The sequence below is a fragment of the Paraburkholderia adhaesiva genome (genome assembly GCF_021390575.1).
In the GTDB taxonomy this organism is placed as follows: domain Bacteria; phylum Pseudomonadota; class Gammaproteobacteria; order Burkholderiales; family Burkholderiaceae; genus Paraburkholderia; species Paraburkholderia adhaesiva.
This window is the reverse complement of the sequence record NZ_JAJEJQ010000002.1, coordinates 344,518-368,104: the sequence shown is the minus strand read 5'-3', so window position 1 is coordinate 368,104 and position 23,587 is coordinate 344,518. Positions and strand designations below refer to the sequence as shown.

Here is a 23,587-nt window from a genome sequence, read left to right as displayed (position 1 = left end):
GCTTAGCGGTGCACGTCTCATAGTCGCGAAGGCGCAACACTCGTGCCCGCACAACCTGTGGAAATCGCCAGCGGCGTGCTGGCGCGCACACCCGTAGCGTGGTTCCAGAGCAGCCCTGTTTCGGGTCGATCCGTAATCGATACCACGACCAACCGGTCGGTCCGCGACGTGGTCGAGTGCCTGACCGTCAAGGTACGCAGGCATAGTGCAAGCTTCGATACGACACCGCCGCCACAGGGCGAAATGCGCTATTTCGGGGATTCGAATGTCATCAAGGTGCATATCCCGCTCCCCGGATCGACCATGCGGAAGCGAGACGCCGCGCACGCACTTTTACGCAACGTAACAGCGTGTAGCAAGACGACACATTTTCAGGACCCGTTTTAAGAATCGCTTAAGTCTTCGTCCGCATGATCGGGGGATCGAAAAGATACGTAGGAGGGGGTATCCGTGACGACACCTGATCCGATGATCCAGGAAGCATTGAATCCGAAGCGTACGACGGCGGCGAAGGCACCGAAACGAACCATCTTGCGACGACTGCTAAGCCATCACGAACTCGCCACGCTGTTGCTGCTGTTGCACGCGCCGATCGACGCGCAGGCCAAGCCCGAAATCCCGATGCTTCAGGAAGCGGGTCTCGTTGAGCAGGTACCGAACAATACCGGCAGTGCCGGGAAGATCCGCCTCACGTCGGCCGGTTGCGCCGTTCTCGAGGGGCTCGGTCTCGCGCGCTGACGCGAGCGTGCGTTCAGGGCAAAAGGCGCAACTAGAGAGGCACAAAAAAACGGCGGCACGCAAATGCGTGCCGCCGTTTTTTTTGCCCCTGATCGAGGGGCGGTAAGCGTCAGGCCGCTTCGCGATCGAAAGCCTCCTCACTGTCGTGCAAGCGCAGCAGCCGATAGCCGCTCTTGTAGACGGGCTGCAGACGAAAACCATTGCAGTCATCGAGTTCCAGCAGCACCCGCAACCGGGACACATGACTGTCGATGGTTCGCGTAAGCGTGTGCAGTTCGCGCCCCCAGACCATCGCGTAGATGTGGTCGCGCGACAATACCCGCCCGATGTTCGCAAAGAAGAGCGACGCAAGCCGATATTGCGTGCCCGAAAGGACGACCGGCTTTCCGTTCAACGTCACGGACTGGCGACGCATGTTGAAGTGGTAAGGACCGACGTCGATCGTCACGTTATCGTAACGATCGGGAAACGCGCGCCGGAGCAATGCATTGACACGCGCGCGGAACACGGTAGGACAAACCGGGAGGCTTACGTAGTCGTCGGCGCCCACGGCAAACGCGTGAACGACGCTGTCATCCGACGTGTCCTCGGATGCGAACAGGACCGGTATATGGTCGCCGCTCAGCGCGCGCAAGTTTCGGAGCACGTCGACACCCGACAAGCGCGCGCCGTGCCAGTCGAGCACCAGCATGTCGACCGTTGACGCAGCAAGCGCTTTGGTTAGTACAACCTCGTCGCTAAACGGCATACACGTGTGGCCTCCCTGAGCCAGCACGCGTTCGATATTTCCGCGTTGCGCCGTGTCACGTTGCAGGATCGCAATACGCATTAGAACCCTCGCTTCGATCTGGTGGGGAAATCGGCGCAATTTTGTGGAGAAGTGCAAAAATCGCAAATCAGAAAAGTCTTAATTGCCGAGCAAACACTCGCAATCCGACAGCGGCACCCTATAAAACCTACGACGATGCGTGGCGCATATGTCGGGATGCGGTTAAACAGCGTTAACACCTGCCCACGTGCGGCGCGTTCAGAACGCTCGATCCGACGCCCCCCGCAGCGCACGCACTGCTCGCGACCTCGTCATCTTCGCGCGGGTCACCTCGCGCGCACGCAGACGACACTTCACGTCACCCTGAAACGTCGAAGCCAATCCGCGCCCCAGAATGGGCGCATGAAACCCGCACACCCTACCCCTGCCCCGTTCACGCCCGCGCTCGCCCGCATCGTCGCGACCGTTAGCGTGGGCTTCGTTGTCACGCAACTCGACGTGACGATCGTCAACATCGCACTAGCGCGGATCGCCACCGAGCTGAACGCGAGCGTCGACCGCCTGCAATGGATCGTCGATGCCTATACGCTCGCCTTCGCCGTGCTAATGCTCCTCGGCGGCGTGCTGGGCGAACGCTATGGCGCGCGCAGGATGTACGCGATGGGACTCGTCGTCTTCGCGCTCGCTTCGCTCGCCTGCGGTCTCGCAAACGCGCCCGTAGCGCTGATCGCCGCACGCGCGGTGCAGGGCGCAGGCGCAGCGATGATGCTGCCCAATTCGCTAGCGCTGCTTAACGAAGCGTGCCGTCACGACGGCGCGCTGCGCGCGCGTGCCGTGGCCTTGTGGACCGCGGCGGGCGCGATCTCGATCGCCATGGGCCCTGTCGCGGGCGGTCTGCTGATCGCCGCGTTCGGCTGGCGCAGCATCTTTCTCGTCAACCTTCCGCTGTGCGCCGCAGGACTCGCCGCGACGCTCGCATGGATACCCGCGCCGCACCCGGCCGCCAATACGAGAACAGGCGAAACTCAACCGCGCGCCGCGCGTAGCCTCGACGTGCGCGGCCAGTTACTCGCCATCGTCGCGCTCACGGCATTGACCGGCGCCGTGATCGAATGGCGCCCGCTCGGCTTCACGCACCCGGCCGTGGCCGGCGGATTCGTCGTGGCGTTCATCGCGGGCTGCGCGTTCATCCTGCTCGAATCCCGCGTCGCCGATCCCATGCTGCCGCTCGCCATGTTGCGCAACCGGACATTCAGTGCGGCGGTGCTGTTCGGGGTTTGCGTGAATCTCGCGTACTACGGGACGATTTTCGTACTCGCGCTCTATCTGCAGCACGCACGCGGCGAGTCGCCGTTGCAGGCAGGGCTCGCATTCGTACCGCTGACCGGCGGGTTCTTGCTCTCCAATCTTGCGAGCGGTCATGCGGTGGCACGTTACGGTACACGCGCGCCGATGATCGTCGGCGCACTGGTCGCCGCGACGGGATACGCGCTCTTGAGTTTCGTCGATGCGGCGACACCGCTCGCCGCCTTGCTGGTGCCGTTCCTGCTGATACCACTGGGAATGGGCCTCGCCGTCCCCGCCATGACGACGACCGTGCTCGCCTCGGTTGAACCGGCGCGCGCGGGCACAGCGTCAGCATTGCTCAACACCGCGCGGCAGACGGGCGGCGCTGTGGGTGTCGCGGCATTCGGAGCGCTCACGGCCACGGGCACCGCCTCACACGTGGTTGCGGGCCTTCATGCGGATACCGTCATCTCGACGGCGCTGTTACTCGTGGCAGTTGTGCTTGCGTGGTACGTACGCCCGGACACGGCGCACGCCCCGAGGCGCACGGCTACGGCGCCACAACTCGACGGCACGCGCTGAACGAACGCCGTGCACACGCCAGGAAACGTTACCTCGAAGCGTAAGCCAGCTACAGCGACGCTTCCTGAATCGTCCCAGTGGTAACCGCGCGTTCGATGAGACCCTCGCTCTGCGCCTTGTGAATCGCATGGGCAATCAGCCGGTCGGGCTCTTCCAGGCCGGCCATCAACGCGCCAAGGACACCCGACGCATCGAGTATCACCAGTGTCGTCGCCGTATCCGCGTAGCTAATCAGCACGCGGCGCGAACCGTCCTCTGCGAGGCTCGCGCTGAAACGCTCGGCCTTGCCGCCCACGACGAAATCGAAGTCCTGTATCAAGGCACGCTCCCTCGCTACGTCGCCGGTGCTGTCTCAGCCGCGCAGCCCGCCGCGCGGTGCGCGCATTCCGTCGATAGAAGCGCGCCCAGCGCCCGTCACGGCCAGTAGCAGCAAGCCACCTGCGATCGCAACGTTCTTCCAGAAGTGAACGACCGCGTCGTGCTGGAGCGCGACGTCGGCGATGTTCCAGAAATCGTGGCCGAAAATCGCCGTAACGATGACATACGCGGCCAGCAGGAAACCCACTATCCGCGTGCGCGCTCCGATCACGAGCGCTATGCCGCCAAGCAGTTCCACCGCCACGGCGATAGGCGCTGCGATGTGCACATAGGGAACACCCTTGCTCTGAAGATAGCTGATGAAGCCCGCGTAACCCAGCAGCTTCATTGCGCCGCCCCACAGGAACAGGACCGCAAGAGCGAGGCGTGCGATGAAGATGATGAAGGAATCGGCGAGTCTCATCATGAAGGGCTCCGGTGTGCAATATGGAACTGACCGTGCGACCCGCGCACAGTTCCCGCGACGACACACGCCATCCATCGTGGTACGGCAACGCCTGCGCGGTGGACGTCTTGTCCGTCACCAACAACATTGATTCGGAGTGCTTGATATAGAACGGAGAATTTAAAGCAGACTGGCCGCTTCCCGGCGACTGGATCGCCACACAACGACTGCGGCGGGCTCTGTGCACCCGCGCTACGTCCCGCGCAGGCTCCGCCTGGAAGCGTGTTGACGGCCACGCTCAGTGCCGGTGGCGCATACCGTGGCCGCGATGGGCGTCGAACCAGCGGGTGAGGCGCGCTTCGAGCACGCCCCGGCTGCGGCGCGACACCGCCCACATGACGGCGCACACCGCCAGCATCACGGCCGGGCCCAGAAGATAAGCAACTACGGTTTCCCTCATGGCAATCTCCACGCCGCGACGCCACATTGTGACGCTTTCATTCTAGGCGATCGCACGTTCACCGATAAAGCTTGCCCCGGCTCCCGACGCCGGCGTGCGCATGCTGCATGCCCGAAAGTCCGCCGGGCTGCGCAGTGCACGCTGCGTCTCTTGCATCTTACCCGCGAGGTCATCGCCGTGCTTGCGAGTGTCCGGAAAATCGGCGGCGTGGACCCGGCTGCCACGCCTGTCGCGGGCTGGCGCGCGTAGGCTCCGGGTGAGGACGTCGCAGCGAGCCGGTCTACGCGGTCTGCGAATTGGAGCGCAAGCCCCGGAGTGCGAACGCGCCGGGCCGGCGCAACACTGTCGCCATCTGACACCGCCATGGAGCCACCATGCCCCTCACCGCCCTTCGACCGGGTACGCGCGCCGCGACCTCCCATGGGATCGCGGCCCGCCTCGACGCCCAACTGTGGTCCGCCATCGAAAACGATCTCGATCAGCGCGGCTACGCGTTGATCCCTGGCCTGCTCGACGACGCCGAATGCGACGCGCTCGCGTCGCTCTACGAGCGCGACACGCCGTTTCGCAGCCGGGTCGTGATGGCGCACCACGGGTTCGGCAGCGGCGAATATCGTTACTTTGCGTATCCGCTTCCGGAGACTGTCGCAGAAATGCGCCGGCTGCTGTACGCCCGACTCGTGGCGCTAGCGAACCGCTGGGCCAACTGGCTCGGCACCGGCGTTGATTTCCCACCCACCCACGACGCATTTATCGCGCGCTGCCACGAAGCCGGCCAGACGCGCCCTACACCGCTCCTGCTGCGCTACGGCTACAACGATTACAACTGCCTACATCAGGATCTCTACGGTGAGCACGTATTTCCGGTCCAGGCGACCATCCTGCTCAGCGCGCCCGGCGCCGACTTCCGTGGCGGGGAGTTTGTCCTGACCGAGCAGCGCGCGCGCCGGCAATCTCGAGTCGAAGTCGTACCGCTCGGCAAAGGCGACGCCGTACTGTTCGCGGTCCGGCACCGCCCGCTGCAAGGCGCACGCGGCGCGGCTCGCGCGACACTGCGTCACGGCGTGAGCCGTATTCGCGACGGAAAGCGTTATACGCTCGGCGTTTTATTACATGACGCCGGTTAAGTCCGCTCGGCATTTCGTTGAATTTGTATCAAAGGGGTTCGATCGTTTGTTACATTTCGCGTTTTCACCGGTCGATTCCGCTTCTTGCATTTCTTACCGACTCGGGAAAATCTTTCCAACTGTGAATATGTCTCATCCGGCCAACAGTGCGCGGATAACTTGTTGTGTATGCAACCGAAATTTCTCAGAGCCTTAATTCTATTGGCTGTCCCGCCAAACGCACGCCAGGCACCGGCTCCCGGGCGGTTGTCATACAACCGACATGAAATAGAAGAAAAATTTACCGAAAATGTTTGCCGGCGAACAATAAAATCTTGACAGCGGGGATTGATTTCCGAGATAGGCCCTCATACAATTTGATCCAAGGTGTTACGAGTTGTAACACCTTGTTTCAATTGCAAGGCCACGCCAGGAAACACAAGAGCGACGGCCGGCACAACAAGACCAGACCGACAACGGCGACAAAAAACGCTGGGGGCTAATAATTCGGGGCTTCGGAAAAGAGAGAAATGGACCGTAGCAGCGAGACGCTGGATTCTATCCGCGAAATTAATTTGTCGTACCTGATGCTCGCGCAGCGCATGCTGCGCGAGGACAAGCCAGTCGGCATGTTCCGGCTGGGTCTGTCGTCGGAACTGGCCGATCTGCTCGCCGGTCTGTCGCTCGCGCAGATCGTCAGGCTGGCCGCTTCCGACCAGATTCTTTGTCTTTTCCGCTTCGACGACCATGGGATGTTGTCCGCGCTTACGCAGACCGCAAAGCATGCCGACGTGGCGACCACGCACACGGCTATCCTGCTAGCAGGACAGTCCGCCGCGCAATTCGCCTGAGGAACCACCTCCATGACGCGGCGCAGCCTCACGGAAGACGCTCAGGAAGTTTTTCGCGCGATTGCGCTGATCGAGCTGGGCGCGCGCATGCAGGTGCTCGAAAGCGAGCTGACTCTGTCGCGCGACCGCATGATTCGCCTTTATCGCGAGATCCGCGGCGTGTCGCCGCCCAAGGGAATGCTGCCTTTCTCGGCAGACTGGTACATGACGTGGCTTGCCAACATCCACGCCTCGTTGTTCTACAACACGTACCTTTTCCTGAAGAACGAAGCGCGTTGCTCGCATCTCGACGCGCTGACCAAGGGGTTCCGGCTGTATCTGGAACACTGCCGCCACGGCGGGACCGAGCCCGTGCTCGATCTCACGCGTGCGTGGACCCTGGTTCGATTTTTTGATGCAGATATTCTGCAGCTGACGCCTTGCTGCCGCTGCGGCGGCAAATTCGTCGCGCACCGACACGACCTGCAGCACAACGTCGTGTGTGGCGCCTGCCAGCCGCCTTCGCGCGCCGGCAAGACGAAAAAGGCGGCTGCGGCGCGGCGGGGCGCCATGCAGACCAAAAGCGACCTTCCGGTTACGCCGGATGGCATCGCCGCGGCTGCGTGAGCGAGGAGAGAAGATCCGGGCCCACCCGGACCTAAAATAAAGACGCGAAGCCGTCCGGCGAGAGACCACGCCGGACGGCAAAGCGCATTTCCCTTCTCTTCCTGTTTCGATTCCCACTGAACATCTGCGAGGCGCGCCACGGGCTCTTTCGGCACGCCAGCGCACCAACGTCGCCTGCACGCTCAACCGAGTCAGCACCACCCGGCTCGCGCCGTGGCGCAACCGGGTAGCACCGCGAACGCGTACAACGCCCTTAGCGCGAAGCCAGCGGCGCCACCGCCGCACCACTGGGGTCGCGCTTCGGATCATCGGCCTTTATGTCACCCCAGCCGCCGCCCAGCGCGCGGATCAGGTTGACCGTCGCGACCGCCTGCGAGCCCTGCAACCGGCTCGCCTGCAATTGCGCGACCAGCACCGAACGTTCGCTATCGATCACGTTCAGATAACTCACCTCGCCTTCCTCATACTGCGTGCGCGAAAGATGCGCCGAGCGCTGCGACGCGGTCACGGCATTGCCCTGCTCGCGGATCTGATCGTCGAGCAGCCGCAAGTCGGAGAGGTTGTCTTCCACTTCGCGGAAGGCGATGAGCACTTGCTGGCGATACTGTGCGACGTCCTCATCGTACTTCCCGCGCGCCTGCGCCAGATTCGCGCGGCGGCGACCGCCGTCGAAGAGCGGCACCGTGAGCATCGTGCCCGCGAACGGTCCGAGCAGGAACGCGCGGCTAGACCACATGAACAGATCGCCGAGCGTCGCCGACTCGAAGCCAAACGCGCCCGTGATATCGAGCTTCGGAAAGAACGCCGATTTCGCGAGTCCAACTCGCGCGTTCGCGGCGGCCATGGCGCGCTCCGCAGCCGCGATATCGGGGCGGCGTTCCAGTAGCGTCGACGGCAGGCCGGGTGGCACGCGCGCGATTACGGGCGCGAGCGGCGTCTCGGGGAACGTGAAGTCCGCGGGCGCCTTGCCGAGCAGGATCGCGAGACTGTGCTCCGAAGCCGCGCGCTGGCGCGCGACGCCCACCGCATCGGCGCGCGCGCTCGCCAGTTCGTTGCGCGCCTGCGCCACGTCGAGTTCGCTGGTTTCGCCTTCCTTGAAACGCCGCTCGACGAGCTTGAGCGCGTCCTCGCGCAGCACCACAGTGCGGCGATACAGATCGACGTCCGAGTCGAACTGGCGCAACTGGAAATAGTTCTGCGCGACGTCTGCCTGCAACGCCAACTGCACCGAGAAGAACAATGCCTCGCTTTGCTGCGCATCCGCGCGTGCAGCATTAACGTTCGAACTCACCCGGCCGAACAGATCCGCCTCATACGACACCGTGCCCTGCGCACGCCAGATCGTCTGTGTCGGTACGTTGGCGTTCTGCGGCAGTAACAGCGAAGCGGGCGATTCACGCTCGTAGGTCGGCCCGAAGCCCGCGTCGATCGACGGGAACCACGCCGCGCGCGCCGCCTGCGTTACCGCACGCGCTTGCTGCACGCGCGCTGCGGCGGCCTTCAGGTCCTGGTTCGCAGCCTCTGCCTGGCTTTCGAGTGCGTTCAGCGTCGGGTCGTTGAACACCTCCCACCATTGGCCGCGATTCGCGTTGTCGGCCGGTTGGGCAGGCGCCCAGGTGCCCACGTCGTGCGGGTTCGTGGACGTGGGTTGCGCCTCCTTGAATGCGCGCGGGACTGCCGCGTCGGGAACGTGATACGTCGGTTCGACCGAGCACGCGGCAAGCCATGCGACGAGCGCAACAGCCGCCGCGAGCCGCGTGCGGCGCCAGAATGTGCCTGCGTTGCCCGGCGTCGCTATAGCGAGTGAATAGTTAGTCATGCTTTTTTTCTCCCTCAGGCATCGACTGCCGGCAACGACGTGTGTCCGCGATCCTTCTGCGCGACGTGAATCTTGCCGCCCGCCATCGTCCGAAGCACCACATAGAACACAGGCGTCAGCATCAGACCAAACGCCGTCACACCGAGCATCCCGAAGAACACCGCGATACCCATCGCGTGACGCATCTCCGAACCGGCCCCCGTCGAAAGCACGAGCGGCACGACGCCCATGATGAACGCGATCGACGTCATCAGAATCGGCCGCAGACGCATCCGGCTCGCCTCGATGGCGGCCGAGAGCGGTGTGTGGCCATCGTGTTCGAGTTCGCGCGCGAATTCGACGATCAGGATCGCGTTCTTGGAAGCGAGCCCCACGAGCACCATGAGACCGATCTGCGTGAAGATGTTGTTGTCGCCCCGCGTGAGCCATACGCCGGTTAGCGCGCAGAGCACGCTCATCGGCACGATGAGGATCACCGCGAGCGGCAGCGTCAGGCTTTCATACAGCGCGGCCAGCACGAGGAACACGAGCAGCACGCTAATCGGGAACACCCAGATGCCCGAGTTGCCGGCGAGTATCTGCTGGTACGTGAGGTCGGTCCATTCGAACTTCACGCCGTGCGGCAAGACTTCCGCGGCGATGCGTTCCGCCGCGTCCTGCGCCTGGCCCGACGAATAACCGGGCGCCGGTCCGCCATTGATATCGGCTGCGGTGAAGCCGTTGTATCGCACCACCATCTCGGGGCCATACGTAGGCGTCACCGTCACGAGCGATGAGAGCGGCACCATGTCGCCAGCGGCGTTGCGCGTCTTCAACTGCAGAATGTCGTCAGCCTTCTGGCGGAACGGTGCATCCGCTTGCGCACGCACCTGGTACACGCGACCGAAGCGATTGAAATCGTTCACGTAGAGCGAGCCGAGGTAGATCTGCATCGTGTCGAATACGTCCGTCACGGGCACGCCCAACTGTTTCGCCTTCGTGCGGTCCAGATCGACGTTCAGTTGCGGCACGTTGATCTGATAGCTCGAGAACGTCGGGCCGAGTTCGGGCGTCGCCGCCGCACGCTTGATGAAGTCTTCCGTCGCGCGATTGAGCGCCTCGTAGCCCACCGCCCCGTGATCCTCAAGCTGCATCTTGAATCCGCCGAGCGTGCCGAGTCCAAGCACTGGTGGCGGTGGGAACACGGCGATGAACGAGTCCTTGATCTGCGCGTACTGCTGGTTCAGCGCACCCGCAATCGCCCCGGCCGAAAGCGCCTTGCCGCTGCGTTCCTTGAACGGCTTGAGCGTAACGAACACGATGCCCGCGCTCGAACTATTCGTGAAGCCATTGACGGAAAGACCCGGGAACGCAACCGCGCTTTCCACGCCCGGCTGCTTCAGTGCAATCGCCCCCATGTCACGGATCACGTTCTCGGTCCGGTCGAGCGAAGCGCCGTTCGGCAATTGCGCAAACGCGATCAGATACTCCTTGTCCTGTGCCGGAACGAAACCGCCCGGGACGATATGCGCCATCAGCGCCGTTGCACCGACCAGCACGACGTAGACCATCAGCATCGCGCCTTTGTGGCGCAACACGCCATGCACGCCGCGTCCGTATGCCTCCGAACCGCTATGAAACACCTTGTTGAAGCCACGGAAAAAACCGCCCAGCACGCGGTTCATCAAGCGCGTGAGCCAGTCTTCCTTCTCGCCGTGACCGCGCAGCAGCAGCGCGGAGAGTGCAGGCGAAAGCGTCAGCGAGTTGAACGCCGAGATCACCGTCGAGATCGCGATTGTCATCGCGAACTGCTTGTAGAACTGGCCCGTGAGACCGCTCATGAACGCAAGCGGCACGAACACGGCAACAAGCGTGAGCGCGATGGCGATGATTGGTCCGCTCACTTCCTGCATGGCTTTGTAGGTCGCGTCTCGCGAAGAGAGTCCGCTCGCAATGTTGCGCTCGACGTTCTCCACGACGACGATCGCATCGTCCACCACAATCCCGATGGCCAGCACCATGCCGAACAGTGACAACGCATTGATCGAGAAGCCGAACGCAAGCAACAGCGAGAACGTCCCGACGATCGACACAGGCACCGCAATCAAAGGAATGATGGACGCACGCCACGTCTGCAGGAACACGATCACCACCAGCACGACGAGCGCGATCGCTTCGAGCAGCGTATGCACGACCGCCTCGATGCTCGCGCGCACGAACTGCGTCGGGTCATAGACGATGCGGTAATCCACGCCAGCGGGGAAGTCCTGCTTGAGCTCCTTCATCGCGGCGCGCACCTGATCGGAAATCGCAAGCGAGTTCGCACCCGGTGCCTGGTTGATCGCGAGCGCCACGGCGGGCTTGTTATCGAGCAGCGAGCGCAACCCGTACTCGGACGCGGCGAGTTCGACGCGCGCGATATCGCGCAGATACGTCACGCCGCCGTCCGGATTCGTCTTGACGATGATGTTGCCGAATTCATTTTCGGTCGAGAGACGGCCGCGTGCGTTGACGTTGAGCTGGATCGGCGTGCCTGGCACGCTCGGCGATGCGCCGATCACACCCGCTGCGACCTGTACGTTTTGCTCACGGATTGCATTGACCACATCGGTTGCCGTGAGATTGCGCTGCGCGATCTTCTGCGGATCGAGCCAGACGCGCATGGCGTAGTCGCCCGCGCCCCACAACTGCACTTCGCCCACGCCCTGGATTCGGGCCAGACGATCCTTGACGTTGAGCAGCGCGTAGTTGCGCAGATACGTCATGTCATACTGATTGTTCGGCGAGATCAAGTGCACGACCATCGTGAGCGTCGGCGAGCTTTTGATCGTCGTGATGCCCAGACGCTGCACGTCTTCCGGCAAACGCGGCAGCGCCTGGTTCACCCGGTTCTGTACGAGCTGCGTGGCCTTGTCCGGGTCGGTGCCCAGACGGAACGTGACCGTGAGCGTGAGATTGCCGTCGCTGTTCGCCTGCGACTGCATGTACAGCATGTTTTCGACGCCGTTGATCTCCTCTTCCAGCGGCGCGGCCACGGTTTCGGCGATCACCTTCGGATTGGCGCCGGGATACTGCGCGTGGACGACCACCGAAGGGGGTACGACCTCAGGGTATTCGGAGATCGGCAACTGGAACAGCGCGATCACCCCGGCCAGCAGAATCACCACGGATAGCACGCCCGCGAAGATTGGCCGGTCGATGAAGAATTTCGATATGTTCATGGGTTGCTCGTTAAGTAGACGCTTAGTATCACTAACCAGCTAACTGTCTGATTGCCTGGTCGGCGCTCGTTTTTCGTTCTCTGCGCCGCGCTTCCTGCGTCAGGAGGTCTTGTTGTTCTTCGTGCTGGCGTGCCCCTGTCCGGCAACGGCCGCGGGCTGCGCAGGTTTCGCGGAAGAGCCGCCCTTCGGCGCATCGGCAAGCGTGTCGGCGTCGTGGTTCTTTGCGAGCGAAGAGTTCGCGTCGCCGTTCGGGTCGCCATTCATCGGGACCATGTGCACGCGCACGGCTGCGCCAGGCCGCACGCGCTGCGTGCCATTCACCACAACGCGCTCGCCCGGCTGCAGGCCACCCACGATCACGCGCAGGTTGCCCTGCTGCGAGCCGATCTGCACGGGGCGATACGCAACGTGATTCTCCTTGTCGAGCACGAAGACGAACTTCTTGTCCTGGTCGGTGCCGATCGCGGTGTCGTTGACGAGGAGCGCCGGATGCGGGGTACTGCCGCTCACCTTGATGCGCGCGTAAAGGCCCGGCACGAGCGCGCCGTCGTCGTTGTCGAAGCGCGCGCGAACCCGGATCGTGCCCGACGTCGTGTCGAGCCGGTTGTCCACCGATTCGATCGTTCCCTTGCGCGAGTAGCCCGATTCGTTCGCCAGCCCCAGTTCCACCGGCACCTTCGAGCCTTCCTTCATGCGGCTGATGTAGTCGAGATAGGTCTGCTCGTCGGCGTCGAACTCGGCGTAGATCGGCGAGACCGAAACCAGCGTGGTGAGCGGCGCCGCGCTTGCACCCGCCGACACCACGTTGCCCACGGTAATCTCCGCGCGCGACACGCGGCCTGACACCGGCGCGACGATGCGCGTGAAGCCGAGATTGATTTGCGCGGCTTCGAGCGCCGCCTGTGCGGCCTTCAGGTTCGCGCTCGCTTCACGGGCGCTGTTCTGCTTTTCGTCGTAGTCGCGCTTCGCGATGGCGTTATCGCCGATGAGGCGTTGCGCGCGTTCCCAGTCGCTCTGCGCGTAGCCCGTGCGCGCCGTGGCAGCGGCAAGCTGCGCGGCGGCCTGATCGACGGCGGCCTGGTACGGACGCGGGTCGATCACGAAGAGCGTATCGCCCTTCTTCACGAGCGCGCCGTCACGGAAATTCACGGAAACGATCGTGCCCGACACCTGCGGGCGAATATCGACTTTCTCGACGGCGGCCAGACGCCCCGAGTAAGTCTGCCAGTCGGTGATGGTACGCAGGACCACGGCCGCGGCGTCCACTTCGGGCGCGGGCGGCGCTTCAGCCGCGACAGCCGGATGGCCGTCGAGCCGCATTGCGACGAGTGTGCCGAACCCCGCAATCGCGACAACGGCCAGCGCCGCCAACGCGATGCGGGTACGAGAAATCGATTTGAGTGACATGTCGGGCTCCAGGAGAAGTGTTCAATGTTCGTTATCGTTATGCACTGGCCTCGAAACAGCCTTTGAAGAAGCGCACTGCTTCGCTGAGCGCGGCCTCGTAGTTCGCGATCTGCGCGTGCGAAATCCGCGGATAGCGCACCACCTGGGTACGCACGCCAGCGTCGATCAGACGGCTTGCGTATTTCTCGGCTTCGATATGCAGGACGTCGTTCTGCGCGGTGACGATCAGCGTCGGCGGCAGTCCAGCAAGCCGCATCGATTCGAGCGGCGCCGCGTACGGGTGCACGCGCTGGGCCGCATCGGGCAGATAGGCGCGATAGCACGCGGCGCATTCGCCCGCTGTGATGTCCGAGCCGAGGCGGCGCTCGTCGCCGAGTCGCGTGAGACTCGGATCGAGCATCGGCGCAAAAAGCGCCTGCGCCACGAGCCGCACGTCACCGCGATCGCGTCCGATGAACGCGAGCACGTTGGCGATCTGGCCACCGGCGTCATGACCGGCTGCGACCACACGTTTCGCATCGCCGCCGAATGCGCGGCCCAGCGTCATGCTCCACAGCGCTGCGCGATACGCGTCTTCCGGTGCGGCTGGAAACGGAAACTTCGGCGCAAGCGAGTAGTCCACTGAAACGACGAGTGCGGGCAGACGCGCCGAGAGACTGCGTGCCGCCGCGTCCGCGTCGTCGAGCGTGCCGCGCACGAAACCGCCGCCGTGAAAATAAAGCAGGATCGGCAACCCGCTCGCACCGGCGGGTCGATACAGGCGCAAGGCAATCCGCTGCGCGTAGCCCTCGATCATCACATCAGTCGTGATCAGCTCGCCCGCCGCCGCATCTGTACCCGTGCCGGCGGCTGGCGCAGCGGCATTTTGAGCCGCATCGTCGGCCACATCACGCGAAGTCGAAGGCTTGAATGCTTCCATGTCGAAACCGCGCAATGCGCGAGAGTAAGTTTGATTGAGCGAATTGTGCGTTCGGCAGACCTTCGAATAAATGCCTATAATCGGGCAACACAATTCGGCGCACCTGAACAATGTGGTTCGTTTTTTGCGCGCGGCGCTCCTCTTTGCGTGTCGCGCGGTGTGGCCGAACTCTTTTGGAGAGTGTTAATGGACCGCCTTCAGGCCATGCAGGTGTTCACTCGCGTTGTCGATACGAACAGCTTTACTCGCGCAGCCGAAACGCTCGACATGCCGCGCGCCTCGGTCACGACGATCATCCAGAATCTCGAAGCGTTTCTCGGCGTGCGTCTCATGCATCGCACAACGCGGCGCCTCGCGCTGACGCCGGACGGCGCCGCGTATTACGAACGCTGCGTGCGGATCCTCGCGGATGTCGATGAAACCGAACAGACGTTCCAGGACCGCAATCGCAAGCCGCACGGCAAGCTGCGTATCGACATGCCGGGTTCAATTGGCCGGCTGATCGTGATTCCGTCTCTGTGCGAATTCCACACGCGTTATCCGGATATCGATCTGCAACTCGGGCTGACCGACCGGCCGGTCGATCTCGTGCAGGAAGGTGTCGATTGCGTGGTGCGCGTGGGCGCGCTGCAGGATTCGTCGCTCGTGGCGCGCCGAATCGGCATTTTCGAAGGCGTGTCATGCGCGTCGCCGGATTATCTGGACCGGCACGGCACGCCGCAAACGCTCGAGGATCTCGAAGGCCATCGCGCGGTGAATTACTTCTCGAGCCGCACCGGCCGTGTGATCGACTGGGCGTTCCTCGTCGAGGGCAAGGAAGTGGAAGTCAAGCTCAAGAGCCTCGTCTCGGTGAACGACGCCGATGCCTATGTCACCTGTGGCGTCGAAGGTTTCGGACTGATCCAGCCCGCGCGTTACCAGGTGCTGCCTCATCTGAAATCGGGCGAACTCGTCGAGGTGCTGCCCGACTTCAAGCCGCTGCCGATGCCGATCTCAGCCGTCTATCCGCACAGCCGGCATCTGTCGCCGAAAGTACGCGTGTTCGTCGACTGGATCGCCGAAGTGTTCGACCGCTGCCCACTTTTGAGCGGGCGCGCTTCGCTCGACAAAGCCTGCTCGCTGCGCACGCTCGAAGAGCGCGAATCGGGACCGGCCCTCGAAACGCCAGTCGTTTCGGAGTGGGTCGCATAACCGTGCGATAAGCGCGGCAAGCACGTCTTGCGCACCGCGGGATTCTGACACGCTGGCGCTCGCCAGGAGCGCCAGCGCCTCGCCTCGTCACGCCATCGCGCGCGACAACCGTTCCAGCATTGTTCCGCGATTTCGACAATTCATTTCGTTTCCGGGATGTTTATCCACGGCAAGCCGAGGGTAAATGGATATAACCTCAGGATTCCACAACGTCTATAGTAAACGGAATCATGAAGCCGCGTGTCTACAGCTACCTTCGTTTCAGCGACCCCAAGCAGGCCAACGGCACCAGTGCCGCCCGGCAGATGGAATATGCGAGCCGCTGGGCTGCCGACCACGACCTGACGCTCGATGCGTCCTTTACACTACGTGATGAAGGTTTGTCGGCTTATCGTCAGCGACACGTCAAGCAGGGCGCGCTGGGCACCTTTCTGCGTGCCGTCGAGGAGGGGCGCATTCCCGCCGGTTCGGTGCTGATCGTCGAGGGGCTGGACCGGCTCTCGCGTGCCGAGCCGCTTATCGCGCAGGGCCAGCTTGCACAGATCATCAATGGCAACGTGACGGTGGTCACGGCGTGCGATAACCGTGAATACAATGCGCGCACCCTCAAGGCCCAGCCGATGGATCTCGTCTACAGCCTGCTGGTGATGATCCGCGCGCACGAGGAGTCGGAAACAAAAAGCCAACGGGTAAGAGCGGCCATCAGACGGCGGTGCGAAGGTTGGGTCAATGGTGACTTACGAACCGTTTTCGCTGGTGGCCACGATCCGCGCTGGATCGAATGGGTGCCTGAGAAAGGCTACGTCCTTGTAGAGCGCCATGCTACCGTGATCCGGTCGGTGATCGGCTACTACCGGCAGGGATATGGCACGACGAAAATCATGCAGATAGCCGGGCCGCAGGCGTTGCTCGCGGAGGCGGGCGTGAGCGCGGCACCGCGCATTCACCGGATCATGGAGAATCGTGCGTTGATCGGCGAAAAAACCCTAATGGTCGATGGCAAGAGCTATGTCCTCAAGGATTACTATCCGGCGCTGCTGACCGAAGCCGAGTTTGCCGAACTGCAGCACATGATGCGCCAGCGGGGGCGACGCGCCGGCAAGGGAGAAATCCCGGGCATCGTAACCGGACTGCGGATTGCGCACTGCGGCTATTGCGGCGGACCCATGACGGCCCAGAACTCGAACAAACGAAACCGTCAGGCCAACGGGCTGCCGCAGGACGGGCACCGGCGGATCATCTGCTCGGGACATCTGAAGGCGGATCGTTGCGACGCGGGTAGTTGCAGCATTGTGCCAATCGAGCGGGCGCTGATGAATTACTGCGCCGACCAGATGAACCTGGACGCATTGCTCAAGGGGAGCGACAGGATCTCGCCGCTGGCGGGCAAACTCGCGCTCGCACGTGAGCGCGTGGCGAAAACCCAGGCGCAGATCGACCGGCTCACCGAGGCGCTGCTGGAGGACGAGGCGGCGGCACCGGCCTCGTTTACGCGCAAGGCCCGGCAACTGGAGGCGCAACTCGTCGTTGAGCAGGAGGCGGTCGCGACGCTGGAGCACGAACTGGCGACCACGCGCAAGTCTGCAGTACCCACGGCGGCGAAGGCGTGGGCGAATCTGGTGAAGGGTGTCGAGATGCTCGACGCCGGAGCGCGGCTGCAGGCCCGGCAACTGGTGGCCGACACGTTCGAGCGGATCGCGATTTACCACCATGGCTTCAGGCGGCAGGCGGGCAGTCCGACTATCGACATGCTGCTGGTGTCGAAGGCAGGCGTTTCCCGGCTGCTTCACGTTGACCGCAAAACGGGAGCGTGGCGGGCAGGCTCGGCGGTGAACCTGCGCGCCGTACTCAACGGACACATCGACCGGTCTGATGAAACGGTGAAACCGCGAGCCCACACGAAGAGCGTGCGGCGGGTGGCCTGAGCACTCAATCTTCGCGCGTTGGGTCCTGCGTGAAGCCCTCGGGTGTCCCATAGACCTTCAGATAGCCCTGGCCCTGCCAGAACAGGCGATAGGCATGGACGACGACGCTCCATGCTTCCTCGCCCACGGCGGGCCCGCTGTGCAGGACGTGACCGGTCTCGTCGAGTACGGCGAGCGTCGCGGGATGTCCGTCGACAGTGGTCACGGTTAGCCCCGGCTGGCCGTTCGCGCTCATGATGACGCCAGCGAGCAGCCCCATGGACGGATCGTCGGGGTCGACGACTGGTGGGGCCGGGATGGGGGGTGGGCTGGTGCCGCGTCGGGCCTTCATGGGCTGTCCTGTCGCATCAGGTGAGGCAGACGGTATCCGGCTTCGCTGAAGGCCACCCGATGCCGCTCGCGCGCTTCGCGGCTCTTGCACGCCTGGATCAGTTGCGTGTGATACAGCACGCGCAGCGCGAGGGCTTCATCCGGCTCCAGCTCGCGCACGCAGCGGCGTCCGGCATCGAGCGCGAAGGCCCGGTGCCGGAGTATCTTGCTCCCGACATCGACCTCCACCAGCACCGCAAAGGCGCAGGGCACGAAACTGAAGTCGCCCGGCGTGCGGTCGAACAGCACCAGCACGGCGGCATCGTTGACCCAGCCTGTATCGTCGCTTGCGCTCGCAAGCGCCAGGGCTTCGGCCAGCACTGCAGGGTTGTCTCTCATGCCGTCGGGTCCTGATCGTCGAACACGCGACGGGTGTGGCGCGGGCGGCCCCGTTCGTCGAAGTGGCCGGCAGCGATCAGATCGTTCGTCTCCTCATCGAATGCCATCTTGTGAACCGTCTTGGTGCCGATTTCGCGCCCGAGCGATTCGGAGAACGCGGTGCGTTCATCGAGCGTCATCTCTTCGCGCAGCACGTATTCGTCGCCGCGTCCGGTGGGACAGTAGGGCTCCAGTTCGAACTCGCCCTGGCTGAGCGCATGCAGTTCGGCCACGCGCTGGCGTACGCGCTCGCGGGCATAGTCGCGACATTTCATGCTGGAGGTGTAATACGCAAGGGCCGGTGCGCGTCGTGCTGGATCAAGCAGCGCGGCGACCTTGTCGCCGACGGCGACCGGATTAATGCTCACCTCGTTGCGATGACGCATGTCGTTAAAAACCTGATCGATCATGGCCATGATCTGCGCGTGTTCAGTCGTCATGCCTTGCTCCGGTTGAGACAAGAAAAGCACCGATACGTGCGGCGAGGTCCAGGATCTCCCGGCGCACGGTGGGGGTCGTGGCAGCAAGCGCGGCACCCATGTCGCGCTCGAAATAACCGTGCCGTTCAAACGCATACAGGTATTCCAGAAACTGGATCGCCAGCTGTTCGGGCTTGAGCGGTCTGTGGATGATCACCGGCGGCAGGTGCGCCTCGATGATCCGCGTGGTCGAAACGGGTTCGCTTTTGTCAGCCAGCACGGCTTCGAAGGTCTCATCGGGTACATCGGCCAACTGCTGCCAGCGGCTCGACTGGTTACGGCTGATGCCGAGTTCGTCCAGCCGGGGAGGATGTGTCACGTCGCGTGACACATCCTCTTTTCTGACGTGCTGGTTGTTGCCACTCGGAGTGGCCCGCGCCATGCGATGCAGCAGCTCGCCCGCCTGCCGTTCGGCGCGGATGCGGATCTCGGTCGCCTTGCGCTCAGCCTCGAAGTTCTGCGCCTGGCGGGCATAGATTTCGAGTGCGAGCGCCTGGTCGTGTAGCGCCTTGATCTCGTCGACCGCATGACATTCAGCGATGGCGCGGCACATCGACTGATAGCGTGTGTCGACCAACGCCGTGACCGGTTGGTCCTCTGCTGGCGTTTTCATGATGCCCCTGCTCTCCGTCCCTTCTCAGGCCCGCTGCCTTGCCGCCCGGCCCAGATAGCCGTCGCCCGTGCGCAGATGCTCGAGGTCGCGGCGCACCTTGCGCAGGCTGCGCCAGTCGGAGCTGGTCAGCGACAGGATGATGAAGTCGCCCGTATCCGGGCGAACCACGCGCAGATGCCGACGCGTGCGGCTGACCTCCAGCTCCGGATAGCGTCCGAGCAGCCGGCGCAGGTTCTTGTCCGGGATGAAACACCTCATCTCGGCCCCCGTTCATGACCTCCAGACGCGCGATGACTACGCGCAGGCATCGGCGGGCTCCTCGCACACGCGCGAGGGCCGGTGCGCCTCGCGCAGGATCAGGGCCGCCTGCAGCGCTGCCGTATCGAGCCCGAGCCGCCAGGCGTGGCGGCTGAGTTCATCGGGCCACTGGCTGGGCGGGTGCGTGTCGTGAATCCCCTGCAGCGGCGCGAGCAGACCGAGATGGCGCTCCATGAACTGTGCGAGCATGCGGGCCGCCTGCGGTCCCGTGTAACTCAGAAACGGGATCAGGTTGCCGAGGCTGCGGCCTTCAAGTTCTTGTGCATACAACGAATCGGGAACTATGGCGCCGATTGCGCAGGCGCGGCCCTGGGCATCGCGATACAGGCACGTCACGTCGCCGTCCGGGCTCACGTGCCGGCAGACGCAGTCCTGCAGGATGAGATGGCATGCGATGTGGTCGAAGAGCGCCTGCGCGTCCATCGCCAGCACCATGGAGAGCGTTGGATAGTCGGTCATGACAGGACTCCTGCACGAATCGTGAGGGCGGGGTGCGCCTCAGTGCGCGCCGGACGACGCTGCGTCCACGTGGATGACCTCCACGGTGAGGCCCTCGAACAGGTGGGCCACCATCTGCTCCATGGCGAACGCATTCACTTCGCGGCGCACGCGGTCGAAGACGGCCTGCGCCTCGCCGGGCGCGGGCTGGCCGCTGCCGGTCATGCGGAGCATGTCGATGACACAGGCCGCGCCGAAATAGAAGAGCGTGCGGGCCAGCTCGCGCTGGTCGGCGGGGACCGGATGCTGTGCTTCGAAGGCGGCGAAATCGGCCGCCAGCAGGGCTTCGTCTGACATTGTGGACTCCTTAATTGGATGCGGCCATCACGCGCGGGCCGCGACGCGCGAGTGCGATTACGTCGGGTTGCCTTTGGCCTTCGCGGCCAGCTCCGCGCCGATCTCACCGGCCAGCGCGCGCAGCTCCTCGCGCTGCGCGTCGTCGGTCATCGCGTCGATCAGCTTCGCGGCGGCAGCGAGCGCCGCGCGGTTCTTCGCGCGGTTCAGCCGCTCGGCAACCTGGGCATAGGTGAAGGCAAGCGTCGGCTTTGCGTCGGCGGCTTCGTCACCGTCAGTTCCGGGCGGCGGGTTGCGCGTCGCGGGCTCCTCGCCCGATGCCGGCTGGGCATCGGCGGCTTCGTCAGCGGACGGTGGCGGGTCGGCAGACTGCGCGGCGGTGGCCTCGCGGATCGCGGCATTGATCGTGCCCACCGGATCATCGGCCCCCGGCCCGGGCGACTGGCCGAGATAACGGGCGTCGCGCTGGTCGTCGCGGCGCAGTGCGTCATGCGCTGCCGCGCTCATCGGCAGGCGCTTGGCGAGGCGCTTGAGCGGCCTGACCTTCGCCATCTCGTCAGGCCATTGCTGCCACGGCGCGTCCGGCGCGTGCGCTTTCGTGAGTTCGCGAAAGTGATCGATCTCGCTCCACGGCATCGATTCGAAATACACGCCGCCCTCTTTCGTGCGGGCGAACGCGTACACGAGCAGCGGCGGGGCGCCAGGATGGAGGACATCCGGGCGGTGCCGGAAATGCACGCCGTGCTCATTGACCTCGTATTCGAAGAGATCGTTCGTGCGCACGATGTACGCGGCCACATCGAGCAGTTCGCCGCTCTGACGCACGAGCTTGAGCAGACCGCCGATCATCGGAATCCAGCTGGCGCGCTTCACGTGATGCTTCGTGTCGGTGAACGGCACGATCGCGCCTTCACGGCCATCGGGCAGCAGGCCGTCCTGGGCGGCCTCCATGCACGCGGCGAGCAGCGAGGTCTGCTCGATCTCGTAGAGATCCGGCGTGGACAGCACGGCGGTCGCGGCCACCCGCGCGAAGGCGCGCGGATCCATGCCGGGCGGCAGCACGAGGGCGATCTGTCCGATCTGCCGGTCGGAGAGAATATCGGCGCGGAACGCCTGGATGTGATGCGGGATCGGCATGATCAGTCTTCCTGCGCAAGGGTGGGCAGACGCAGCGCCCAGGACGGCATGACGAGCGGCTGGAGCGTGTCGGGATAGCCGCGCCAGCGACCCTCGCGCCGCGCGCGGGCATAGATGCGTGCGGCTTCAACCACCAGGTCGCGGCCCGCGCACAGCGCGTCGGTACCGGCCACATAGCAGGCGCAGCCGAACGGCGGTTCGGTCTCGATGGCGACCCATGCGTAGAACCGGGGTGAGGCATCGAGCACATGCTCGCAGCCGCTGCTGTAATGCGCGGCCTGGGCGTGATAGGCATAGCGGGCGACCGAGCGTGCGAACTCATCGGCGCACGCGTTACGCGTGGTCTTCAGGTCAACGATGCCGCCGTCGCCACGCAGCGCATCGAGCCGGGCCTTGCACGGGATGCCGAATTCGTCGTCCTCCCAGAACAGGCTCACCTCGCTCGTGATACCGGCCAGCAGCTCGCGCGCGGCGGGATGACCCTGCACGGCGTCGCGCACGCGCTGCGCGCGGTCGAACTCGGCCTGCTTCAGGGCAATGCGGCCTTCGAGACCCGCTTCGAAGGCGTTCCACGTCGCCTTGTCAGCATTTGATCGCCGTTCGCACTCCGGCGCGATCGCGACGGGCGGCGCGCGGTCCGGTTCGAGCACCAGCGCGTGGACCACGGTGCCGAAGGCCATCTCGGATGAGGGCTCGCGCGGCGCGGTGCGCCAGGCGTCATAGTGCGCCGCCGAGCGCAGCAGGTGCTTCACGCCGCTCGAGGAAAACGCCTCGCGCGAGAAATACTCGGTGGCAGGCAGATGGTCGAGGCGACCGTGGGCAGGGATGTCCATGCTCACACCAGCCTCGCGGCAGCGGGCGCGGAGATGGGAAGGAAACCTGAATGATTCATGACGGAAGGAGCAGCGTTCGTGCAGCGTGTGGAACGGAACGATAGGACACGGAAGATGGTTTCCCAAGCACGAAATTGTTTCCGTGCGCGGCGAGGTAATCGCGACAGGTCGTGCGCGCGTCGCCCACGACGTGACCTTTCAGGATCTGCATTTCACCCCCTGTTTCAGGGCATTTCTGCGTGCGGTGCAGATTCGGTGCATCCGGTTGACTTCCCGTTTTTTCGCACTACGCTTGTGTTCCATGACGCTTTCATTCAACCTGTTCTACCGCCACCACACGCCTGCAAGCTCATTACGGCGGAATGCGCATCACGGCGCCTGTCGCGATGCGTGTCATGACAGGCGACGCGCGATGATGGGGTTCACCGCGTTAACTTTTCTCGCAGCCCGGCTCACCTGCCGGGAACAGCAATGTCCTCCCTTTCATTTCTGACGCGCGTCGCGAAACGCGCGAAGAAGTCCTTCTCCCACGCGTACCGGAGCGCGAGCGCAGGCATCGCGCGGCACCGGCATCGCGCCGTCCGCTGTCATCCCTGCACGCTGCTGCGGTCTCACGACCGCCGCCGCCATCCCCACCGAGCGGGGGCGCTAAGCGCCCGCCCGTCATCAACCTGAGTCACGACAGATAGGGCAGACCGTGCTCCGGCGCGGTGTGCGTGCGTGCGGCTCGCGCCGCGCGCGGCGCTGTCGTTGACGCCTGGATCGGGAGAGCGGACATGAACAGCACGACTGGGTGCGGCGGCAACATGCCGACGCGAGAGGCCGGCACGCGGCACGGCGGGACTCCGATGCGGGTGATGGTGCACCCGCTGACCGGCGATGGACTGGGGGCGCTGCTCGCGCGTTATCTGCGCGAGGCCGTCGAGATGGAGCAGCGCGGACGTGCGCTGCAGTGCGACGCTTCGGGGCTGCGTCCCGGCGAGGTGCTGCTCGCGCACATGACGCAGATGGCGCAGTGGAACGGACCCGCCTGAGGCGGGGCCGT

General features: G+C 64.1%; 26 protein-coding genes. 9 read left to right on the top strand and 17 right to left on the bottom strand.

From position 1 onward, the window contains the following. The first annotated feature begins 42 nt into the window (after positions 1-42). Both L0U80_RS17215 and L0U80_RS17210 read left to right on the top strand, forming a co-directional pair. Positions 43-387, top strand: a complete 345-nt coding sequence (locus L0U80_RS17215) for a hypothetical protein (RefSeq protein ID WP_233867307.1) — start codon at positions 43-45, stop codon at positions 385-387. Positions 388-468: 81 nt separating this feature from the next. Beyond that, entirely contained in the window at positions 469-738 is a 270-nt protein-coding gene (locus L0U80_RS17210) for a hypothetical protein (RefSeq protein WP_233871368.1), read from the top strand. Between the two features lie 109 nt (positions 739-847). Here the strand turns inward: L0U80_RS17210 and L0U80_RS17205 are convergent, their stop codons facing one another. Next, positions 848-1,567 (bottom strand): response regulator transcription factor, encoded by a 720-nt coding sequence (locus L0U80_RS17205; protein WP_233867304.1) that lies wholly within the window; start codon positions 1,565-1,567, stop codon positions 848-850. 342 nt (positions 1,568-1,909) lie between these two features. Here L0U80_RS17205 and L0U80_RS17200 point away from each other — a divergent pair, with 342 nt between their 5' ends. Next, positions 1,910-3,376 (top strand): MFS transporter, encoded by a 1,467-nt coding sequence (locus tag L0U80_RS17200; protein WP_233867295.1) that lies wholly within the window; start codon positions 1,910-1,912, stop codon positions 3,374-3,376. A gap of 49 nt (positions 3,377-3,425) precedes the next feature. Here L0U80_RS17200 and L0U80_RS17195 read toward each other — a convergent pair whose 3' ends face one another. From L0U80_RS17195 to L0U80_RS17185, 3 genes are all read right to left on the bottom strand, one after another. Then, complete coding sequence (locus L0U80_RS17195) at positions 3,426-3,695, bottom strand: hypothetical protein (protein WP_233867292.1); 270 nt, start codon at positions 3,693-3,695, stop codon at positions 3,426-3,428. A 33-nt stretch (positions 3,696-3,728) separates the two neighbouring features. Next, the gene (locus L0U80_RS17190; RefSeq protein WP_233867290.1) at positions 3,729-4,160 is read right to left on the bottom strand and encodes a DoxX family protein; all 432 of its coding nucleotides are present in this window, start codon (positions 4,158-4,160) and stop codon (positions 3,729-3,731) included. Positions 4,161-4,437: 277 nt separating this feature from the next. Beyond that, positions 4,438-4,599, bottom strand: coding sequence for a hypothetical protein (locus tag L0U80_RS17185; protein ID WP_233867288.1), 162 nt, complete (start codon positions 4,597-4,599; stop codon positions 4,438-4,440). Positions 4,600-4,973: 374 nt separating this feature from the next. On the opposite strand from L0U80_RS17185, the gene L0U80_RS17180 reads away from it, so the two are divergent. From L0U80_RS17180 to flhC, 3 genes are all read left to right on the top strand, one after another. Further along, on the top strand, positions 4,974-5,726 hold the full coding sequence (locus tag L0U80_RS17180; RefSeq protein ID WP_233867286.1) for a 2OG-Fe(II) oxygenase: 753 nt from the start codon (positions 4,974-4,976) through the stop codon (positions 5,724-5,726). A 509-nt stretch (positions 5,727-6,235) separates the two neighbouring features. Continuing rightward, complete coding sequence (gene flhD, locus L0U80_RS17175; protein WP_233867275.1) at positions 6,236-6,556, top strand: flagellar transcriptional regulator FlhD; 321 nt, start codon at positions 6,236-6,238, stop codon at positions 6,554-6,556. Positions 6,557-6,568: 12 nt separating this feature from the next. Then, complete coding sequence (flhC, locus tag L0U80_RS17170) at positions 6,569-7,162, top strand: flagellar transcriptional regulator FlhC (protein WP_233867272.1); 594 nt, start codon at positions 6,569-6,571, stop codon at positions 7,160-7,162. 253 nt (positions 7,163-7,415) lie between these two features. On the opposite strand, the gene L0U80_RS17165 is transcribed toward flhC, so the two are convergent. The 4 genes from L0U80_RS17165 to L0U80_RS17150 all read right to left on the bottom strand — a co-directional run bounded on the left by L0U80_RS17165 (position 7,416) and on the right by L0U80_RS17150 (position 14,507). After that, positions 7,416-8,981, bottom strand: a complete 1,566-nt coding sequence (locus L0U80_RS17165; RefSeq protein ID WP_233867270.1) for an efflux transporter outer membrane subunit — start codon at positions 8,979-8,981, stop codon at positions 7,416-7,418. A 14-nt stretch (positions 8,982-8,995) separates the two neighbouring features. Continuing rightward, positions 8,996-12,181 carry an efflux RND transporter permease subunit gene (locus tag L0U80_RS17160; protein ID WP_233867268.1) on the bottom strand — a complete coding sequence of 1,062 codons (3,186 nt, stop codon included), beginning with the start codon at positions 12,179-12,181 and terminating at the stop codon, positions 8,996-8,998. Between the two features lie 99 nt (positions 12,182-12,280). Continuing rightward, on the bottom strand, positions 12,281-13,588 hold the full coding sequence (locus L0U80_RS17155; protein WP_233867266.1) for an efflux RND transporter periplasmic adaptor subunit: 1,308 nt from the start codon (positions 13,586-13,588) through the stop codon (positions 12,281-12,283). 37 nt (positions 13,589-13,625) lie between these two features. Continuing rightward, positions 13,626-14,507 carry an alpha/beta hydrolase gene (locus tag L0U80_RS17150; protein WP_373322216.1) on the bottom strand — a complete coding sequence of 294 codons (882 nt, stop codon included), beginning with the start codon at positions 14,505-14,507 and terminating at the stop codon, positions 13,626-13,628. Between the two features lie 186 nt (positions 14,508-14,693). Between L0U80_RS17150 and L0U80_RS17145 the strand changes: the two genes are divergently transcribed. After that, positions 14,694-15,698 carry a LysR family transcriptional regulator gene (locus L0U80_RS17145; RefSeq protein ID WP_233867262.1) on the top strand — a complete coding sequence of 335 codons (1,005 nt, stop codon included), beginning with the start codon at positions 14,694-14,696 and terminating at the stop codon, positions 15,696-15,698. Between the two features lie 230 nt (positions 15,699-15,928). Continuing rightward, positions 15,929-17,623: a recombinase family protein gene (locus tag L0U80_RS17140; RefSeq protein ID WP_233867260.1), complete on the top strand. Its 1,695-nt coding sequence runs from the start codon at positions 15,929-15,931 to the stop codon at positions 17,621-17,623. A 4-nt stretch (positions 17,624-17,627) separates the two neighbouring features. Here L0U80_RS17140 and L0U80_RS17135 read toward each other — a convergent pair whose 3' ends face one another. The 9 genes from L0U80_RS17135 to L0U80_RS17095 are packed head-to-tail and all read right to left on the bottom strand — an operon-like array spanning position 17,628 to position 22,542. Then, on the bottom strand, positions 17,628-17,954 hold the full coding sequence (locus tag L0U80_RS17135; RefSeq protein WP_233867258.1) for a hypothetical protein: 327 nt from the start codon (positions 17,952-17,954) through the stop codon (positions 17,628-17,630). Next, entirely contained in the window at positions 17,951-18,331 is a 381-nt protein-coding gene (locus L0U80_RS17130; RefSeq protein WP_233867255.1) for a hypothetical protein, read from the bottom strand. The genes L0U80_RS17135 and L0U80_RS17130 overlap by 4 nt, the downstream gene beginning before the upstream one ends. After that, positions 18,328-18,810: a hypothetical protein gene (locus L0U80_RS17125; RefSeq protein WP_233867254.1), complete on the bottom strand. Its 483-nt coding sequence runs from the start codon at positions 18,808-18,810 to the stop codon at positions 18,328-18,330. The genes L0U80_RS17130 and L0U80_RS17125 overlap by 4 nt, the downstream gene beginning before the upstream one ends. Continuing rightward, a complete protein-coding gene (locus tag L0U80_RS17120) occupies positions 18,800-19,426 on the bottom strand; it encodes a hypothetical protein (RefSeq protein ID WP_233867251.1) in 627 nt (208 codons plus the stop codon). Before L0U80_RS17120 ends, L0U80_RS17125 begins: the two co-directional genes overlap by 11 nt. Before the next feature lie 60 nt (positions 19,427-19,486). Continuing rightward, positions 19,487-19,720: a hypothetical protein gene (locus L0U80_RS17115; protein WP_233867250.1), complete on the bottom strand. Its 234-nt coding sequence runs from the start codon at positions 19,718-19,720 to the stop codon at positions 19,487-19,489. Between the two features lie 36 nt (positions 19,721-19,756). Further along, entirely contained in the window at positions 19,757-20,239 is a 483-nt protein-coding gene (locus L0U80_RS17110; protein WP_233867248.1) for a hypothetical protein, read from the bottom strand. Between the two features lie 39 nt (positions 20,240-20,278). After that, on the bottom strand, positions 20,279-20,575 hold the full coding sequence (locus L0U80_RS17105) for a hypothetical protein (RefSeq protein ID WP_233867247.1): 297 nt from the start codon (positions 20,573-20,575) through the stop codon (positions 20,279-20,281). Between the two features lie 57 nt (positions 20,576-20,632). Further along, positions 20,633-21,709, bottom strand: a complete 1,077-nt coding sequence (locus L0U80_RS17100) for a recombinase RecT (protein WP_233867236.1) — start codon at positions 21,707-21,709, stop codon at positions 20,633-20,635. Between the two features lie 2 nt (positions 21,710-21,711). Continuing rightward, positions 21,712-22,542 carry a PD-(D/E)XK nuclease-like domain-containing protein gene (locus L0U80_RS17095; protein WP_233867233.1) on the bottom strand — a complete coding sequence of 277 codons (831 nt, stop codon included), beginning with the start codon at positions 22,540-22,542 and terminating at the stop codon, positions 21,712-21,714. Positions 22,543-23,318: 776 nt separating this feature from the next. Between L0U80_RS17095 and L0U80_RS17090 the strand changes: the two genes are divergently transcribed. Beyond that, a complete protein-coding gene (locus L0U80_RS17090) occupies positions 23,319-23,576 on the top strand; it encodes a hypothetical protein (protein ID WP_233867230.1) in 258 nt (85 codons plus the stop codon). The last annotated feature ends 11 nt before the right edge of the window (positions 23,577-23,587 follow it).

What these genes read in the sequence shown, in the direction of transcription:
- L0U80_RS17140 (WP_233867260.1), top strand. Translation starts at nt 15,929, where the DNA reads ATGAAGCCGCGTGTCTACAGCTACCTTCGTTTCAGCGACCCCAAGCAG.
- L0U80_RS17200 (WP_233867295.1), top strand. Translation starts at nt 1,910, where the DNA reads ATGAAACCCGCACACCCTACCCCTGCCCCGTTCACGCCCGCGCTCGCC.
- L0U80_RS17135 (WP_233867258.1), bottom strand. Translation starts at nt 17,954, where the DNA reads ATGAAGGCCCGACGCGGCACCAGCCCACCCCCCATCCCGGCCCCACCA.
- L0U80_RS17190 (WP_233867290.1), bottom strand. Translation starts at nt 4,160, where the DNA reads ATGATGAGACTCGCCGATTCCTTCATCATCTTCATCGCACGCCTCGCT.
- L0U80_RS17130 (WP_233867255.1), bottom strand. Translation starts at nt 18,331, where the DNA reads ATGAGAGACAACCCTGCAGTGCTGGCCGAAGCCCTGGCGCTTGCGAGC.
- L0U80_RS17105 (WP_233867247.1), bottom strand. Translation starts at nt 20,575, where the DNA reads ATGTCAGACGAAGCCCTGCTGGCGGCCGATTTCGCCGCCTTCGAAGCA.
- L0U80_RS17210 (WP_233871368.1), top strand. Translation starts at nt 469, where the DNA reads ATGATCCAGGAAGCATTGAATCCGAAGCGTACGACGGCGGCGAAGGCA.
- L0U80_RS17155 (WP_233867266.1), bottom strand. Translation starts at nt 13,588, where the DNA reads ATGTCACTCAAATCGATTTCTCGTACCCGCATCGCGTTGGCGGCGCTG.
- L0U80_RS17110 (WP_233867248.1), bottom strand. Translation starts at nt 20,239, where the DNA reads ATGACCGACTATCCAACGCTCTCCATGGTGCTGGCGATGGACGCGCAG.
- L0U80_RS17115 (WP_233867250.1), bottom strand. Translation starts at nt 19,720, where the DNA reads ATGAGGTGTTTCATCCCGGACAAGAACCTGCGCCGGCTGCTCGGACGC.
- L0U80_RS17150 (WP_373322216.1), bottom strand. Translation starts at nt 14,507, where the DNA reads ATGGAAGCATTCAAGCCTTCGACTTCGCGTGATGTGGCCGACGATGCG.
- L0U80_RS17090 (WP_233867230.1), top strand. Translation starts at nt 23,319, where the DNA reads ATGAACAGCACGACTGGGTGCGGCGGCAACATGCCGACGCGAGAGGCC.
- L0U80_RS17145 (WP_233867262.1), top strand. Translation starts at nt 14,694, where the DNA reads ATGGACCGCCTTCAGGCCATGCAGGTGTTCACTCGCGTTGTCGATACG.
- L0U80_RS17165 (WP_233867270.1), bottom strand. Translation starts at nt 8,981, where the DNA reads ATGACTAACTATTCACTCGCTATAGCGACGCCGGGCAACGCAGGCACA.
- flhD (WP_233867275.1), top strand. Translation starts at nt 6,236, where the DNA reads ATGGACCGTAGCAGCGAGACGCTGGATTCTATCCGCGAAATTAATTTG.
- L0U80_RS17125 (WP_233867254.1), bottom strand. Translation starts at nt 18,810, where the DNA reads ATGACGACTGAACACGCGCAGATCATGGCCATGATCGATCAGGTTTTT.
- L0U80_RS17185 (WP_233867288.1), bottom strand. Translation starts at nt 4,599, where the DNA reads ATGAGGGAAACCGTAGTTGCTTATCTTCTGGGCCCGGCCGTGATGCTG.
- L0U80_RS17100 (WP_233867236.1), bottom strand. Translation starts at nt 21,709, where the DNA reads ATGCCGATCCCGCATCACATCCAGGCGTTCCGCGCCGATATTCTCTCC.
- L0U80_RS17160 (WP_233867268.1), bottom strand. Translation starts at nt 12,181, where the DNA reads ATGAACATATCGAAATTCTTCATCGACCGGCCAATCTTCGCGGGCGTG.
- flhC (WP_233867272.1), top strand. Translation starts at nt 6,569, where the DNA reads ATGACGCGGCGCAGCCTCACGGAAGACGCTCAGGAAGTTTTTCGCGCG.
- L0U80_RS17180 (WP_233867286.1), top strand. Translation starts at nt 4,974, where the DNA reads ATGCCCCTCACCGCCCTTCGACCGGGTACGCGCGCCGCGACCTCCCAT.
- L0U80_RS17095 (WP_233867233.1), bottom strand. Translation starts at nt 22,542, where the DNA reads ATGGACATCCCTGCCCACGGTCGCCTCGACCATCTGCCTGCCACCGAG.
- L0U80_RS17205 (WP_233867304.1), bottom strand. Translation starts at nt 1,567, where the DNA reads ATGCGTATTGCGATCCTGCAACGTGACACGGCGCAACGCGGAAATATC.